This is a genomic window from uncultured Methylibium sp., assembly GCF_902826655.1.
Classification (GTDB): Bacteria; Pseudomonadota; Gammaproteobacteria; order Burkholderiales; family Burkholderiaceae_C; genus Methylibium.
In genome coordinates this window covers 1-15,231 of the sequence record NZ_CADEFR010000025.1, presented here as the reverse complement: position 1 = coordinate 15,231, position 15,231 = coordinate 1, and the positions used below count along the sequence as shown (strand labels likewise).

Here is a 15,231-nt window from a genome sequence, read left to right as displayed (position 1 = left end):
GCCGCAGCGCCCCGGATCAATGTCGGTCAGGCGTCGGCCCGTTTCTGAAGGATCTCGAAGGCCGGCAGGGTCTTGCCCTCCAGCACCTCGAGGAAGGCGCCGCCGCCGGTGGAGATGTACTCGATGTCCTTCTCGATGCCGTACTTGGCGATGGCGGCCAGCGTGTCGCCGCCGCCGGCGATGCTGAAGGCCGGCGAATGCGCGATCGCCGCCGCCAGCGTGCGCGTGCCGCCGGCGAACTGGTCGTACTCGAACACGCCCATCGGGCCGTTCCAGACCACCGTGCCGGCCCGCGCGATGATGCCGGCCAGCTCGGCCGCGGTGCGCGGCCCGATGTCCAGGATCAGGTCGTCGGCCTGCACTTCGGTGGCAGCGACCTTGTTGGCGCGCGCCATCGCCGAGAACTCGTTGGCCACCACGACGTCGGTCGGGATCGGCACCGCGGCACCGCGCGCCTGCATCATGTCGATGATTGCGCGCGCCTCACCGACGAGGTCGGGCTCGGCCAGCGACTTGCCGATCGGCAGGCCGGTGGCCAGCATGAAGGTGTTGGCGATGCCGCCGCCGACGATCAGCTGGTCGACCTTGGATGCCAGCGACTTCAGGATCGACAGCTTGGTGCTGACCTTGGAGCCGGCGACGATGGCCACCAACGGGCGCTTGGGATTGCTGAGCGCCTTGGTGATCGCGTCGATCTCGGCGGCCAGCAGCGGGCCGGCGCAGGCGATCCTGGCGAACTGCGCGATGCCGTAGGTCGAGGCCTCGGCGCGGTGGGCGGTGCCGAAGGCGTCGTGCACGAAGATGTCGCACAGCGCGGCCATGCGCCTTGCGAGCGCCTCGTCGTTCTTCTTCTCGCCCTTGTTGATGCGGCAGTTCTCCAGCAGCACCAGCTCGCCGGGCGCGACCTCGACGCCCGCAGTCCAGTCGCTCAGCAGCGGCACCTTGCGGCCCAGCAGTTCGGCCAGCCGCCGCGCCACCGGCGCCAGCGAGTCCTCGGGCCGGAACTCACCCTCGGTGGGACGGCCCAGGTGCGAGGTCACCATCACCGCCGCACCGGCCTTCAGGGCCATCTCGATGCAGGGGATCGACGCGCGGATGCGCGTGTCCTCGGTGATGCGGCCGGCGTCGTCCTGCGGTACGTTGAGGTCGGCGCGGATGAAGACGCGCTGTCCGGCAACGCGGCCCTGTTCGACGAGATCGGAAAAGCGCAGAACCTTCAAGAGCCCTCTCCTCCAGGAATGAACACGAAGCGCCTCACCAGCCCAGGCCCAGCCGCAGCGGCAGCAGCACCGCCATGCCGACCACGATCGTGCCGAGGATGCTGCGGCGCCAGAAGTAGTAGGCCGTCGCGGCGATGGCGGCATGGAAGCGCGCGTCGAACCACGGCTCGGCGACGAGCCGGCCCTGGCTCATCAGGATCTCGGGCACGACGACCGCAGCCAGCGCAGCGAGCGGCGCGTAGCGCAATCCGCGCTTGACCCAGCCGGGCAGCACCAACTCGCGCTCGGACAGGAAGAAGAACGAGCGGGTCACCACGGTGATCACCGTCAGGCCGGCGATGGTGAACAGGAACTCGGCCAGGCTCATGTTCATGCTGCACCGACCTTGCGTTGCAGCGGACCGCCGCGCTGGCCCGCGGCGCGGTCCAGGTAGGCGCGCAGGCGCCGACCGGCGTCATCGCCGCCGTCCATCATCAGCCCGACGCAGATGGCGGCCGCGATCGCGACCACGATGTGCAGCTTGAAGGGCAGCGCGAAGGCCGCCACCGCGGCCCCGCCGGCCACCACTGCGGCCAGCAGGGTGGCCCGGTCGGAGACCAGGGCATAGGTCAGGCCCAGCAAGGCCAACGTGCCGGCGAAGCCCAGACCCCATTGCGTCGGGATCACGTCGGCCAGCAGGATGCCGATCACGGACGGCAGTTGCCACGCGATGTAGTTGGTCGTCACCGAGCCCCAGAAGTACTCGATCTGCCCGTCGGGCGCCTCGCCCTCGGCCGGCGGCTCGGGGTAGCGCTTCATGAACAGCACGTAGTTGATGTCGCCCGAGAAGTAGCCGAGCCCCATCCGCTGCCGCTGCGAGAAACGCATGAAATACGGCCGCCACTGCGCGCTGAAGATGACGAAGCGCAGGTTCACGCAGAAGGCGGTGGCCCAGATGACCCACACCGGCGCGCCGAGGGCGATCAGCGGCACGACGGCGAGTTGCGCGCTGCCCGCGAAGACCGTGAAGCTCATCAGCAGCGCCAGCGGCACCGACAGGCCGCTCTTGACCATCGCGACGCCGGTCACCAGGCCCCAGGCGGCGATGCCCAGCGCCGGGCCGGTCATGTCGCGCACGCCGGCGCGGTAGTCGGGATGCCGGACGGTGGCGCGCAGCGACGGGGACAGCATGTCTCGATTGTCCCACCGCCGGCCCGGCGAGCGCGGCGCGGGCTCAAGCCGGGTCGGTGCCGCCGCCGCGTCGCTAGCGGCGCCGCACGTGCCCGCTGCCGGCGACCGAGACCTGCGGCTGCGCCTCACCCCGGTGGACCACCTCGCCGCTGCCGGCGATGGCGACCGTCAGGCTCTTGCGCGCGGTGACGGCGGCGTCGCCGCTGCCGGCGACCTGGACCGCCACCTCGTCGGCCTCGAGCGCATCGGTATCGACGTCACCGCTGCCGGAGACCGTCACCGCGAGCTTGGTCGCGCGGCCCGCGACCTTGACGTCGCCGCTGCCGGCCACGCCGATCGCCAGGTCGTCGGTGCGAACCTGCCGCAGCGCGATGTCCCCGGAACCGGCGACGCGCAGGGCCAGCGAGGGCGCGGGGGGTGCGTCGCCGCTCACCTCGCCGGACCCGGCGACCGTGACGAGGCGCAGATTGACGACGTCGACCGTGACCAGCATCTCCCCGCGCGGCGAGACGCGCACGCCGTCGCGCCAGCGCAGCTCCAGCACCGGACCCGGCTGACCGGCGCGGGCCTCGACGACGCGGGTCTCGACCAGCGCCAGCAGGTTGTCGTCACCGCGCAGCGTGACGCCCTCGCGGCCGCTGGCACGCAGCAGCACCTTGAACGGCGCCTTCAGCGCGATGCCGTGATAGCCGTCGACCGCCCGGGTCTCGGTGCCCGGCTTGCCGGACCCCGACGCGCTCTCGGCCCGGGCGCCGGCGGTGGCGGCGGCCAGCAGCAATCCCAGGAGGCCCAGCAGACAGGTGCGTCGGGGCAGGCGGATGGCGTCGAACATGGCAGGTCTCCGGTGATGACGATCACCGGAGTCTGGCGGCGCGGCCTGCGCAGGTCGACGCGCCTGCGACGGAGCGCATCGGCGGCGGGATCAGCCGCCGACCGGCGCGACGGAGCGCGCGCTCAGGAGTGGTCGGGCTTGACGCGGATCCGGGGCTTGAGCCGCGGCATCGAGGCGGCCTCGGCCGGCGGGGCGGCGACCGCCGCTTCGCTGCGGGGCGGCTCGGCGGGGTCCGGCGCCTTGGCCGCCGGGCGGTCCAGCGCGGGCACGACGGCTTCGAGCTTGTTCTCGCGCATGTACTCGTCCATCTCGCGCCAGCCCGCGAAGACCGCCGCGCGCTGCGCCTTGGGATTGAGCAGGTAGCAGTCCTCGATGGCCCGTCCGGCATGGCGGCAGGCGCTGCCGACGGCCTTGCCGTCGGCCTCGCGCAGCGCGGCGACCTTGTCGGCCGCCTCGCTGCCGGTCAGGTCACAGCCGGCCAGCAGCGCGGCGGCGCAGAAGAGGGGAACGGACAGGAGGCGGTGCATGGTCGGCTCGGAGGCTTCGCAGGCTTATCGACCCGTCGGACGGCAACTTGAGGCGCCGGGCTGGCGTCAGGCCCGCAGACCGGGCTGCGCCATCTCCATCAGCCGGGCGACCCGCTCCTCGGTCGCGGGGTGGGTGCTGAACAGGCCGCGCAGGCCGCCGCCGGACAGAGGATTCATGATCATCATCTGCGCCGTCTCCGGGTGGCGCTCGGCCGCCTCCATCGGGATGCCCTGGGCGTAGCGCTGGATCTTCTGCAGCGCGCTGGCCAGGGCCTGCGGGTCGCCGGAGATCTCGGCGCCACCGCGGTCGGCCTCGAACTCGCGCGCGCGGCTGATCGCCATCTGGATCAGGCTGGCGGCCAGCGGGGCCAGCAGCATCACGGCGATCGAGGCGATCGGGTTGGCGGGCCGCCCGTCGCTGCCGCGGCCGCCGAAGAACATCGCGAAGTTGGCCAGCATCGAGATCGCACCGGCCATGGTCGCGCTGACGGTGCTGATGAGGATGTCGCGGTGCTTCACGTGCGCCAGCTCGTGCGCCATCACGCCGCGCAGTTCGCGCTCGGACAGCACGCGCAGGATGCCGGTCGTCGCGGCCACCGCAGCATGGGCCGGATTGCGGCCGGTCGCGAAGGCGTTGGGCGCGTCTTCCTCGATCAGGTAGACCTTGGGCATCGGCAGGTCGGCCTTTTGCGCCAGCTCGGCGACCATGCGATAGAACTGCGGCGCCGTGGTCTCGTCGACCTGCCGCGCGTTGTACATCTTCAGCACCATCTTGTCGCTGAACCAGTAGCTGAAGAAGTTCATGCCGAGCGCGATGACGAGCGCGATGGCCATGCCCTGCTGGCCGCCGAGCACCGAGCCGATCGCCATGAACAGCGCCGTGATGGCGGCCATCAGGATGGCGGTCTTCATCAGATTGAACATCTCGTCGTTCCCTTCGTCGCGCCGGACCGGCGCTCTGCCGTAGATGCGGGCCGGCGCCCCGAGTTCAATGGGCGGCGGGCCGCGACGGCCGGGCCGCCAGGAACTCGCGCACGCCGACGCGGCGCCCGCCCGGCCGCTGCAGCTCCAGCAGGTCGAGCGCGCCGTCGCCGCAGGCGATCCGCAGCGCATCGCCGCTGACGCACGCGGTGCCGGGTACGTCGCCGGTGGCCGGGGCGAGCGCCGCGCGCCACAGCTTGACCGTCTGGCCCTCGTAACCGAAGTTCGCGCCGGGGAAAGGGTCGAAGGCGCGAACGCGCCGCTCGATCAACGCGGCCGGGCAGGTCCAGTCGATCGCCGCCTCGGCCTTGTCGATCTTGTGCGCGTAGCTGACGCCCTCCGCGGGCTGCGGGCGGGGCGGCAGGCCCCCGCAGGCCGCTGCCTCCAGCGCCTCGACCACCAGACGGCCACCCAGCACCGCGAGCCGGTCGTGCAGCGTCGCGGTCGTGTCGTCCGGGCGGATGGCCTCGCGCTCGACCAGCAGCATGGCGCCGGTGTCCAGGCCTTCGTCCATCTGCATGATGGTGATGCCGGTCTCGCGGTCGCCGGCCTCGATCGCGCGATGGATGGGCGCGGCGCCGCGCCAGCGCGGCAGCAGCGACGCGTGGATGTTGAGACAGCCGCGCCGGGGCAGGTCGAGCACCCAGCGCGGCAGGATCAGGCCGTAGGCGGCCACCACCATCGCGTCCAGGTCGGCGGCAGCCAGGGCGGCGCGGGCCGCCCGGGCATCGTCGGCGTACCGGCCGTCCAGCCGCAGGCCCTGCGGCTGCAGCACCGCCAGGCCGCGCGCCAGCGCGAGCTGCTTGACCGGGGAGGCCTGCAGCTTCATCCCGCGGCCGGCCGGACGGTCGGGCTGGCTCAGCACCAGCGGCACCTCGAAGCCGGCCGCCAGGAGGCGCTGGAGCGCGACAGCCGCGAACTCGGGCGTCCCGGCGAAGGCGATCCTCATGGCGGCCACGCGGCTCAGGGTCGCGCGTCCTCGCGCGTCTTCTTCAGCAGCTTGCTCTTGATGCGATTGCGCTTCAGCGGCGACAGGTATTCGACGAAGACCTTGCCGACCAGGTGGTCCATCTCGTGCTGGACGCACACCGCGAGCAGGCCGTCGGCGTCGAGCTCGTAGGGCTGGCCATCACGCCCCTGCGCGCGCACCCGGATGCGGGCATGCCGCGGCACGCGGTCGTAGATCTGGGGCACCGACAGGCAGCCTTCGTCGCCGACCAGCATCTCCTCGCTGGCAGACAGCAGCTCGGGGTTGATCAGCACGCGCGGCTCGTCGCGCTCGTCGGAGACGTCGATGACGATGACGCGCTCGTGCACGTCGACCTGCGTCGCGGCCAGGCCGATGCCCTGGGCCTCGTACATGGTCTCGAGCATGTCGTCGACCAGCTGGCGGGTGCGGTCGTCCACGGTCGCCACCGGCTTGGCGATCTTGTGCAGGCGGGGGTCGGGGTAGCGGAGGATGTCGAGCAGGGCCATGACGGGCTCAGGGTAACGAAATGCGTCAGATGCCGCGTGTGGATCACACGCAACGACGAGGCGTGAAGGGCTACCGTTGCGCAGCCCCCGCGCCCGACCGGTTTCATTGCGGCATCAAGGGTTTATGGGCAGAATCTTCGAAACGAAGTGAGGATTTTCCCCCAAGCGCGGCACGGGGGCACAGCCCTCGCAAAGACCACAGGGCGGCGGATGGGTTGGAACCGGCGTCCACGGAGAGAGATCGATGACACGTCACGTCCCCGCTGCCCGCCGGCCTCTCGGTCTGTTCGCGACCGCCCTGTTGTCGGCCGCGGCCGTCGGCGGTTCGATGTTGGCGGCGGCTGCCGAACCCAACTTCCCGATCACCTCGCAGCAGCGCGCCACGGCGCAGCAGGTGGCGCAGGCCGGCGTGCCGCTGTCCGAACTGGCGCCGAACGCGCCGGACCAGTACACCGTCAAGCGCGGCGACACGCTGTGGGACATCTCCAGCCTCTACCTCAAGCGCCCCTGGCGCTGGCCCGAGCTGTGGGGCATGAACCTCGACCAGATCCGCAACCCGCACCTGATCTATCCGGGCCAGCAGCTCGTGCTCGAGCGCAGCGGCGACCGGGCCCGCCTGCGCATGGCCGGCGGTCAGCCCGGTGACACGGTGCGGCTGTCTCCGCGCGTGCGCGACGTGGGTCCTTCGGGCGGCCCGATCGCCTCCGTCCCGCTGAAGTTCATCGAGAGCTTCCTGAACGACGCGGTGATCCTCGACAGCGACGAACTCGATCGCGCGCCGCGCATCGTCGCGGCCCAGGAGGGCCGCGTGCTGCTCGGCAAGGGCGATCTGGCCTACGTGCGCGGCAGCCTCGGCAACACGCGCGAGTGGCGCGTCTTCCAGCAGGCCAAGCCGCTGGTCGATCCTGATTCGAACGCCGTGCTCGGCTACGAAGGCACCTACGTCGCCAGCGCCGAATACGAGCGCGAGGGCGAGACCAACAGCCGTGGCGAGGTCGTGCCCGCCACCTTCCGCCTGACGGCCACGACGCTGGAGGCCCGCGTGTCCGACCGTCTCGCCCCGGCCCAGCCGAAGGACTACGAACCTTACGTGCCGCGGCCGCCGTCCGCACCGGTCAACGGCCGCATCGTGTCGGTGTACGGCGAGGCGCTGAATGCCGGCCAGAACCAGATCGTGTCGCTGAACCGCGGCGCGCGCGACGGCCTCGAGCGCGGCCACGTGCTGGCGCTGTGGCGTGCCGGCGCGCTGGAGCGCGACCTGACGCAAGGCGGCGCGGCCCAGCCGATCCGCCTGCCCGACGAGCGTCACGGCCTGCTGTTCGTGTTCCGCGTCTTCGATCGCATGTCCTACGCGCTGATCCTGAACGTGCAGGATCCCGTGACCCGCGGCGACCGCTTCACCGAACCCTGAGCATCGCGGCGCCCGCGCGCCCCGGCCCGGCCATGCTCGAGCGCGAAGAACTCGCGGGCTGGCTGCGGCTGATCGAAACCCCCCAGATCGGCCTCGAGCACGGGCGCCGGCTGCTGGCCGCCTTCGGATCGCCGGAAGCCGTCTTCGCGGCGCCCACCGCTGCCCACCGCAGTCTGCTGGGGCCGGCGCTCGCCGAGGCGCTGTCCCGGCCGCCCGACGCGCTCGACACCCTGCTCGACGCCACCTGGCGGTGGTTGCAGGCCGCCGACGGCGCACCGCGCCACGTCATCGTGCTGGGCGACCCCGCCTATCCGCAACTGCTGCTACAGACGGCCGACCCGCCGCTGCTGCTGTACGCGATCGGGCGGGCCGAGCTGCTCAACGCCCCCTGCATCGCCGTCGTCGGCAGCCGCAACCCGACGCCGCAGGGCGCCGAGAACGCGCGTGCCTTTGCGCGCAGCCTGGGCGATGCCGGGCTGACCGTCGTCTCCGGGCTGGCCATGGGCATCGATGCCGCCGCGCACGAAGGCGCACTCGACGCCCCGGGATCGACGATCGCCGTGGTCGGCACCGGGCTGGACGTCGTCTACCCGAAGCGCAACCTGGCCCTGGCACGGCGCATCGCGTCGCAGGGCCTGGTGCTGAGCGAGTACGCACTGGGCATGCCCTCGATGCCGGGCAACTTTCCGCGCCGCAATCGCATCATCGCGGGTCTGAGCCGCGGCACGCTGGTGGTCGAGGCGGCCCTGGAGTCGGGCTCGCTGATCACCGCGCGGCTGGCGGTCGAGGCCGGGCGCGACGTGTTCGCGATCCCGGGGTCGATCCACTCGCCGCAGTCGCGCGGCTGCCATGCGCTGATCAAGCAGGGCGCCAAGCTCGTCGACGGCGCGATCGACATCCTCGAGGAACTGCACATCCGCACGGCATCCCCGTCGCCGGTCCCGACGGGCCAGGATCGGGGCGGTGACCTCCTGCTCGACGCGCTTGGCCACGAGCCCGTGACCCTGGACGCGCTCGCCGCCCGGCTGGGAGAGGCGCCCGCCGAACTGAGCGCTCGCTTGCTGGAACTGGAGCTTGCGGGCGAGGTCGTGCGCTTGCCAGGACAGCTGTTCCAGCGCCTCGTCCGCAGCTGAACCGGGCGCTCGATCGCCCCGGCCGCGATGCGGCCACGGCCCTGTTCCGCGGCTTCGCTGCGGACCCCTGTGGTATCTTCAATTCATGTTCGACGTCCTCGTCTACCTCTACGAAAACTACTGGGAACCGGGCGCCTGCCCCGATCACCGGCAGCTGTCGCGCAAGCTCTCGGCAGTGGGCTTCGAGAACGAGGAGATCGAGGATGCGCTGAGCTGGCTGGCCGGATTGGCCGAGGCCGCGGAGTCGCACGGCGGCTCGCAGAGCGCCGACGCCCTGCGGGTCTATTCGACCGCCGAACAGGACCACCTCGGCGAAGCTTCGATCGGCTTCGTCAGCTTCCTCGAGTCGGCCGGCGTGCTGCGCCCGCCGATGCGCGAGATGGTGATCGACCGCGCCATGGCGATCCCCGCGAGCCCGCTGGCCCTGGAGGACCTGAAGATCATCGTGCTGATGGTGTTCTGGAGCCTGGGCGAGGAGCCCGACGCCCTGATCCTCGACGAACTCTTCGTCGACGACGAGGATCGCCTGATCCACTAGCTGAGCAGGCGCTGCGGGTCGGCGTCGAGCTTGGCCAGTGCGCTGCGCGTGGCGCGTACCGTCAGCGCCTCGTCCTGGGCCGGGATCAACAGGCCGGCCTGCAGGAAGGACGCGAGCCGGTGCTGCTGGAACAGCGTGCCCCGGCCCTGTTGAGACACGAACAGGCTCAGCTGCTTGCGCATGCCGTGCCAGGCCAGCTGAACGGCCTCGATCCGGCCGCGGTGCTCGAGCATGTACCAGCCGCCGACCTGCAGCTCGCGGGCCCAGGCCAGCATCGCCGGCGTCGGCATCGAGCCGCCGTCGGTGACGATCTGCAGTTCGCTGCTCTCGTGGCCCGACAGGTCCATCACGATTGACTCGTCGATCTGCAGGTCTTCGGCGTCCGGCAACATCTGCTCCAGATCCTCGAGCCGGCCCATCAGTTCGTCCAGGCGCTCGGCCGGGATCGCCGCGGCCTTGGCGGTGAAGGCGGCCGCGAGCGAATCGTTGAGCGCCTGGATATGCTCGTCCTGCTTCTCGGTCGCCAGGCCGGCCTCCGCCATGCCCTCGCGCAACGTCTTCAGCAGCGGCGGCAGGCGCCGGATCACGTCGGCCCGCTCTTCGCGCGAGACCTTGGCGCCGGCCGACCAGATCAGGTCAGCGGCCGCGCGCTTCATCTGCTTGGTGGGCTCGCTGGCCGCGCCGTGCTTGAGCGCCGTCGTCGCCAGCACGTCGGCCCAGACCTGGAACAGGAAATTGCGAACGCCTTCCTGGACCGGCATCTCATTGAGCATCTTGCGCAGCTCGATCGTGTACTGAATCGCCAGCGTCTCGCGCTGTTCGACCTGCTGCGCCAGCGACACGCCCTTGCGCGTGGCCTCGTTCTCGTTCTTGAAGTAGTGCTCGAGGAAGCGCTCGAACTCGGTCAGCACGGTCTGGAAGACGCGACGACCGGTGTCCGGATAGGCCTCGACCACCTGCACCACGCGTTTGATCTCCTTGTCGAGCGCGTCGCCCGCCGCGCGCGAGGAGATGTCGAAGCCCATCACGCAGGCCCCCATGCGGTCGATGAGCTTGCGGGCCGGGTGGTCGGTGGTGGCAAAGAAATCGGGCTCGCTGACCGCGACGCGCAGCACCGGCATCTGGAGCCGCGCGAACCACACGCGCACCGTGGCAGGGATCTTCTCTTCGGTGAGGATGCTCTGGAACAGCAGCGCGACGATCTCGATCGTCGCGCGCTCGACCTGCGTGGTCGCGGCTTCCTTCAGCACGCGCTTGCGCTGGTTCAGCTCCTGCAGCAGCGCGGGCGTGCTGATCGGCCCGCGCTCGTCGCGCCCGGTGGTGGCCAGTTGCCGTTGCACGGCGGCCTGAGCGTCCGAGATCGCGCGCTGGAAGTTCGGCGACGGCCGCATGTCGGCCGTGTCCGCGAAGCTCGGCACCTGCCGCCCGACCAGCTTGTTCAGCCGGCCCAGCACGGCCTCGGCATGCCCGGCGCTGCGCGCCAAGCCGCCGATGCGCGTGATCAGCCGGGTCTCGTCGCCGACGCTCGCCCCGCCCGTCGACGGCCCGACGACGACGTTGGCGCGCCGGATGCCATGCGGGTCGGCGATGTCGCCGAAGCCGGACGTCACCGGAATCGCCGCGACATGGCCGCCGATCGATCGCCGGATGAAGGGGCGCAGGTCGATCTCGGGCCGCACGCCGTGCTCGAGCAGCCAGCGATTGGTCTCGTGATAGGCCTCCTCGACCAGCTCGCCGAAGGTCTCGTGCAGCACCTTGTGGAGGGTGCGCCAGTGCTCCAGCGACAGCGAGGCGCCACGCCAGGTGTCGATGACCATGCGCGCCACGACGTGCGGGCGCAGGACGTCGGCGCTGTCGAGTTCCTCGCGCTTCTCGAGGTGCGACATGCGCGAACGCAGGTCGGTGAACTCCCAGGAGGCCTTGTCCATCATCGCCAGCGCCAGCCGCGAACTCAGGATCTCGACCTCGATCGTGTCGTCATCCACCAGTTGCAGCGGAGCGCCGGAGCCGCTCATGCTGGCAGCCGGTACCGAGGCCAGGGAAGGCCGGGCCGCCGGCGGCAAGCCGGGCACGCTGGCCAGTGCGTCGATCAGGGCCTGCTGCCAGTGGGGCAGCGGCCGCGCCAGGTCCATCGCGACGTTCAGGCGCTTGTGCGAGGTCTGGGGATCAGCCTTTTCGTTGGCCAGCCGGTGCGCGCCGTTCAGCACCGACTGCAGGGCGGCCGGCAGGGCCAGCAGCAACGCCTCCAGATACACCCGCCTCGCTTGCGCGGCCAGGACGGAGGGTGTGGCTGGAGCGGCCATGGAAGGGGTGGGCGGCGGCGGAGTTGACAGTCCGTTTCAACTCTACACCACGGCCCCTGCGTTCGGGTCGTCCGGATCGTTGCTCTTGTTGCCCCCAGGCTTCACCAGGTCCTCGCGCTTGACGCCCAGCCACATGGCGATGGCGGCGGCCACGAACACCGACGAATAGATGCCGAACAGGATCCCGATCGTCAGCGCCACCGCGAAGTAATGCAGCGTGGCGCCGCCGAAGAGCAGCATCGACAGCACCATCATCTGCGTCGAGCCGTGGGTGATGATCGTGCGGCTCATCGTCGACGTGATCGCGTGGTCGATGGTCTGTGCCGTATCCATCTTGCGGAAGCGCCGGAAGGCCTCGCGGATCCGATCGAAGATGACCACCGATTCGTTGACCGAGTAGCCCAGCACCGCCAGCACCGCCGCCAGCACCGACAACGAGAACTCCCACTGGAAGTAGGCGAAGAAGCCCAGGATGATGATGACGTCGTGCAGGTTGGCGACGATCGCCGCGACCGCGAACTTCCACTCGAAGCGGATCGCGAGATAGATCATGATGCCGATCACGACGAAGCCGAGCGCCATCGCCCCGTCGGTCGCGAGTTCCCTGCCGACCTGCGGGCCGACGAACTCGCTGCGCTTCAACTGCAACGGCTCGGCGCCGCCGGCCTCGCAGACCTGACGGCTGATCTGCTCGCCCTTGTCCGAAACGGCCTGTCGTTGGGCCACCGTGCCGCCCTCGGCCTTGCAGAGCGCCTCGAAGACGCGGCCGACCACCTCGTCCTGCTTGATGTCGGCGCGCAGCGGCAGGCGCACCAGCATGTCCCGTGACGTGCCGAAGTTCTGCACCTGGACTTCACCGAAGCCGAGAGCCTCGACCGCCCCGCGCACCTTGGGCACATCGGCCGACTGCGCGTACTCGACCTCGACCACGGTGCCGCCCGTGAACTCGATCGAGAAGTGGAGGCCGCGCGTGACCAGGAAGAACACGGCGGCGGCGAAGGTCACGAAGGAAATCACGTTGAAGATCAACGCGTGCTTCATGAACGGGATGTCGCGATGGATACGGAAGAACTCCATGTCGTCCTCCCTGCCTCAGACCTGGGCTGCCGGCGGCGTGGCGCCACCAGGCCGCCACACCTGGCCGATCGACACGCTCTTGAGCTTCTTCTGGCGGCCGTACCACAGGTTCACGAGCCCGCGCGAGAACAGCACCGCCGAGAACATCGAGGTCAGGATGCCCAGGCAGTGCACCACCGCGAAGCCGCGCACCGGCCCCGAACCGAAGGCCAGCAGCGCCACGCCGGCGATCAGCGTGGTGACGTTGGAGTCCAGGATCGTCGCCCAGGCGCGTTCGTAGCCGGTGTGGATCGCGGCCTGCGGCGACGCACCGGCGCGCAACTCCTCGCGCACCCGCTCGTTGATCAGCACGTTCGCGTCGATCGCCATGCCCAGCGTCAGCGCGATGGCGGCGATGCCCGGGAGCGTCAGCGTGGCCTGCAGCATCGACAGCACGGCCACCAGCAGCAGGAGGTTCAGCGCCAGTGCGAGCGTCGAGAACAGGCCGAACAGCAGGTAGTAACAGCACATGAACAGCGCGATCGCACTGAAGCCGTAGATCACGCTGTTGAAGCCCTTCTCGATGTTCTCGACCCCCAGGCTCGGGCCGATGGTGCGCTCCTCGACGATCTCCATCGGCGCCGCCAGCGAGCCGGCGCGCAGCAGCAGCGCAGTGTCGTTGGCTTCCTGCGTCGTCATGCGGCCCGAGATCTGGAAGCGCGAGCCGAGCTCGCCGCGGATCACGGGCGCGGTGACGACCTCCCCCTTGCCCTTCTCGAACAGCAGGATCGCCATGCGCTTGCCGATGTTCTCGCGCGAGATGTCGCGCATGATCCGCGCGCCCTTCGCATCGACCGTCAGGTGCACGGCCGGCTCCTGGGTCTGGCCGTCGAAGCCCGGCTGAGCATCGGTCAGGCTTTCGCCGGTCAGGATGACCTGGCGCTTGACGATCAGCGGCGCCCCGCCCCGCTCGACGTAGCGCTCGGCGCCGAAAGGCACCGGGCCGGCGCCGGTGATCGCGGCCCCGGCCTCGGCGCTGTCGTCGACCATGCGCAGCTCCAGCGTCGCCGTGCGGCCGATGATGTCCTTGGCCTTCGCGGTGTCCTGCACACCCGGCAGCTGGACCACCACGCGGTCGGCCCCTTGCTGCTGGATCACCGGCTCGGCCACGCCCAGCTCGTTGATGCGGTTGTGCAGCGTGGTGATGTTCTGCTTGATCGCCTGTTCCTGCACACGCCGGGCGGCATCGGCCTTCAGACTGCCGGTCAGCCGGAAGTCACCGCCCGTCGCGGCCTCGGTCCACTGCAGGTCGGGCAGCGGCTCGGCGAGAGCGGCGCGCGCGGCGGTCAGGGTGGCCTGGTCGCGGAAGCTGACGGTGACCGCATTGCCCTCGCGCACGATGCCGGAGTGGCGGATGCCCTTGTCGCGCAGCAGCGTGCGGATGTCGCCGGTCAGGGCGTCGGCGCGCTTCGTCAGCGCCGCCTTCATGTCGACCTGCATCAGGAAGTGCACGCCGCCGCGCAGGTCCAGGCCGAGGTACATCGGCAGCGCATGCAGCGAGGTCAGCCAGTGCGGCGACCGCGACAGCAGGTTCAGTGCGACGATGTAGCTCGGGTCGGCGGGATCGGGATTCAGCGCCTTGCCGATGACGTCCTTGGCCTTGATCTGCGCATCGGTGTCGCGAAAGCGCGCCTTGACCGAGCTGCCGTCCAGTTGCACGAAGTCGGCCTGGAGGCCGGCCGCACTCAAGGCCTGCTCGACGCGCGGCACCAGCGTCGCATCGACCTTCAGCGTCGCCTTGCCGCTGGACACCTGAACCGCTGGCGCCTCGCCGAAGAAGTTCGGCAGCGTGTAGATCAGACCGACCAGCAGCGCGATCGCGAGGATCGTGTACTTCCACCACGGAAAGCGGTTCATCGCAGCATCCCCGGGTCTTGCGGACCCGTCCCGCCGCCGCGAGAACGCGGCGCCTTGTTTGCACGAAAGGCCGCGACGCCCGCAGGCGCACGCGGCCTTGTTCAGACCCGCGCCGGCGGCGCAGGCCCCTGGCTTACTTCAGCGTGCCCTTGGGCAGCACCTGGACAACGGCGGTGCGCTGCACCTGCAGTTCGACCCCGTCGGCCACCTCGACGTGCAGGTAGCCGTCGCCGAGCTTGGCGACCTTGCCGAGCACGCCGCCCGCGGTGACCACCTCGTCGCCCTTGGCCAGGGCGTCGATCATGGCCTTGTGCTCCTTCTGGCGCTTCATCTGCGGGCGGATCATCACGAAGTACAGCACCACGAACATCAGCACCAGCGGCAGCATCGTGATGAGGCTGGACTCGCCGCCGGTGGCCGCCGGAGCAGCCTGGGCAAAAGCTTCAGAAATGAACACGGGTATCAATCCTTGTGATCGTCATGCCGACAACGGCGGCGATTGTAGTGCGGGGGTCCCGCCGAGCTTGGAGCCGGCCGGGCCGGCTTGGTTCGCGGCCTCCAAAGGCAAACGGCCCCGCGCGGGGGCCGTCTTGATCTGGTGGCTCGGGGCGGAATCGAACCACCGACACGCGGATTTTCAATCCGCTGCTCTACCAACTGAGCTACC

At 70.2% G+C, this 15,231-nt stretch carries 15 protein-coding genes and 1 tRNA gene; 3 read left to right on the top strand and 13 right to left on the bottom strand.

The features are described from left to right. Positions 1-26: 26 nt before the first annotated feature. The 8 genes from QZV97_RS11820 to def form a co-directional block, all read right to left on the bottom strand. On the bottom strand, positions 27-1,220 hold the full coding sequence (locus tag QZV97_RS11820; RefSeq protein WP_295642120.1) for a phosphoglycerate kinase: 1,194 nt from the start codon (positions 1,218-1,220) through the stop codon (positions 27-29). A gap of 34 nt (positions 1,221-1,254) precedes the next feature. Beyond that, complete coding sequence (locus QZV97_RS11815) at positions 1,255-1,587, bottom strand: AzlD domain-containing protein (protein WP_295642183.1); 333 nt, start codon at positions 1,585-1,587, stop codon at positions 1,255-1,257. Between the two features lie 2 nt (positions 1,588-1,589). Next, positions 1,590-2,390: an AzlC family ABC transporter permease gene (locus QZV97_RS11810; protein ID WP_295642118.1), complete on the bottom strand. Its 801-nt coding sequence runs from the start codon at positions 2,388-2,390 to the stop codon at positions 1,590-1,592. Between the two features lie 73 nt (positions 2,391-2,463). Further along, a complete protein-coding gene (locus QZV97_RS11805) occupies positions 2,464-3,222 on the bottom strand; it encodes a head GIN domain-containing protein (RefSeq protein ID WP_295642116.1) in 759 nt (252 codons plus the stop codon). Between the two features lie 122 nt (positions 3,223-3,344). Beyond that, positions 3,345-3,749, bottom strand: coding sequence for a hypothetical protein (locus tag QZV97_RS11800; RefSeq protein ID WP_295642114.1), 405 nt, complete (start codon positions 3,747-3,749; stop codon positions 3,345-3,347). A gap of 66 nt (positions 3,750-3,815) precedes the next feature. Next, positions 3,816-4,673, bottom strand: coding sequence for a zinc metalloprotease HtpX (gene htpX, locus QZV97_RS11795; protein WP_295642112.1), 858 nt, complete (start codon positions 4,671-4,673; stop codon positions 3,816-3,818). Between the two features lie 64 nt (positions 4,674-4,737). Continuing rightward, positions 4,738-5,679 (bottom strand): methionyl-tRNA formyltransferase, encoded by a 942-nt coding sequence (gene fmt / locus QZV97_RS11790; protein ID WP_295642181.1) that lies wholly within the window; start codon positions 5,677-5,679, stop codon positions 4,738-4,740. A 14-nt stretch (positions 5,680-5,693) separates the two neighbouring features. Continuing rightward, positions 5,694-6,206 (bottom strand): peptide deformylase, encoded by a 513-nt coding sequence (gene def, locus QZV97_RS11785; RefSeq protein WP_295642110.1) that lies wholly within the window; start codon positions 6,204-6,206, stop codon positions 5,694-5,696. A gap of 244 nt (positions 6,207-6,450) precedes the next feature. Between def and QZV97_RS11780 the strand changes: the two genes are divergently transcribed. From QZV97_RS11780 to QZV97_RS11770, 3 genes are all read left to right on the top strand, one after another. Continuing rightward, entirely contained in the window at positions 6,451-7,617 is a 1,167-nt protein-coding gene (locus tag QZV97_RS11780; protein ID WP_295642108.1) for a LysM domain-containing protein, read from the top strand. Positions 7,618-7,649: 32 nt separating this feature from the next. Continuing rightward, entirely contained in the window at positions 7,650-8,750 is a 1,101-nt protein-coding gene (dprA, locus tag QZV97_RS11775; RefSeq protein WP_295642106.1) for a DNA-processing protein DprA, read from the top strand. Between the two features lie 85 nt (positions 8,751-8,835). Then, positions 8,836-9,288: a DUF494 domain-containing protein gene (locus QZV97_RS11770; RefSeq protein ID WP_295642104.1), complete on the top strand. Its 453-nt coding sequence runs from the start codon at positions 8,836-8,838 to the stop codon at positions 9,286-9,288. Here the strand turns inward: QZV97_RS11770 and QZV97_RS11765 are convergent. The 5 genes from QZV97_RS11765 to QZV97_RS11745 all read right to left on the bottom strand — a co-directional run bounded on the left by QZV97_RS11765 (position 9,285) and on the right by QZV97_RS11745 (position 15,230). Then, positions 9,285-11,591: a DUF1631 family protein gene (locus QZV97_RS11765; RefSeq protein ID WP_295642101.1), complete on the bottom strand. Its 2,307-nt coding sequence runs from the start codon at positions 11,589-11,591 to the stop codon at positions 9,285-9,287. The two genes, QZV97_RS11770 and QZV97_RS11765, sit on opposite strands and share 4 nt — an antisense overlap. A 42-nt stretch (positions 11,592-11,633) precedes the next feature. Next, positions 11,634-12,668 carry a protein translocase subunit SecF gene (gene secF / locus QZV97_RS11760; protein WP_295642099.1) on the bottom strand — a complete coding sequence of 345 codons (1,035 nt, stop codon included), beginning with the start codon at positions 12,666-12,668 and terminating at the stop codon, positions 11,634-11,636. A 15-nt stretch (positions 12,669-12,683) separates the two neighbouring features. After that, positions 12,684-14,564, bottom strand: a complete 1,881-nt coding sequence (secD, locus tag QZV97_RS11755; protein ID WP_295642097.1) for a protein translocase subunit SecD — start codon at positions 14,562-14,564, stop codon at positions 12,684-12,686. 133 nt (positions 14,565-14,697) lie between these two features. Next, the gene (gene yajC, locus QZV97_RS11750; protein WP_295642095.1) at positions 14,698-15,021 is read right to left on the bottom strand and encodes a preprotein translocase subunit YajC; all 324 of its coding nucleotides are present in this window, start codon (positions 15,019-15,021) and stop codon (positions 14,698-14,700) included. A 139-nt stretch (positions 15,022-15,160) separates the two neighbouring features. Continuing rightward, positions 15,161-15,230: transfer RNA gene (locus tag QZV97_RS11745), tRNA-Phe, on the bottom strand. Position 15,231 lies beyond the last annotated feature (1 nt).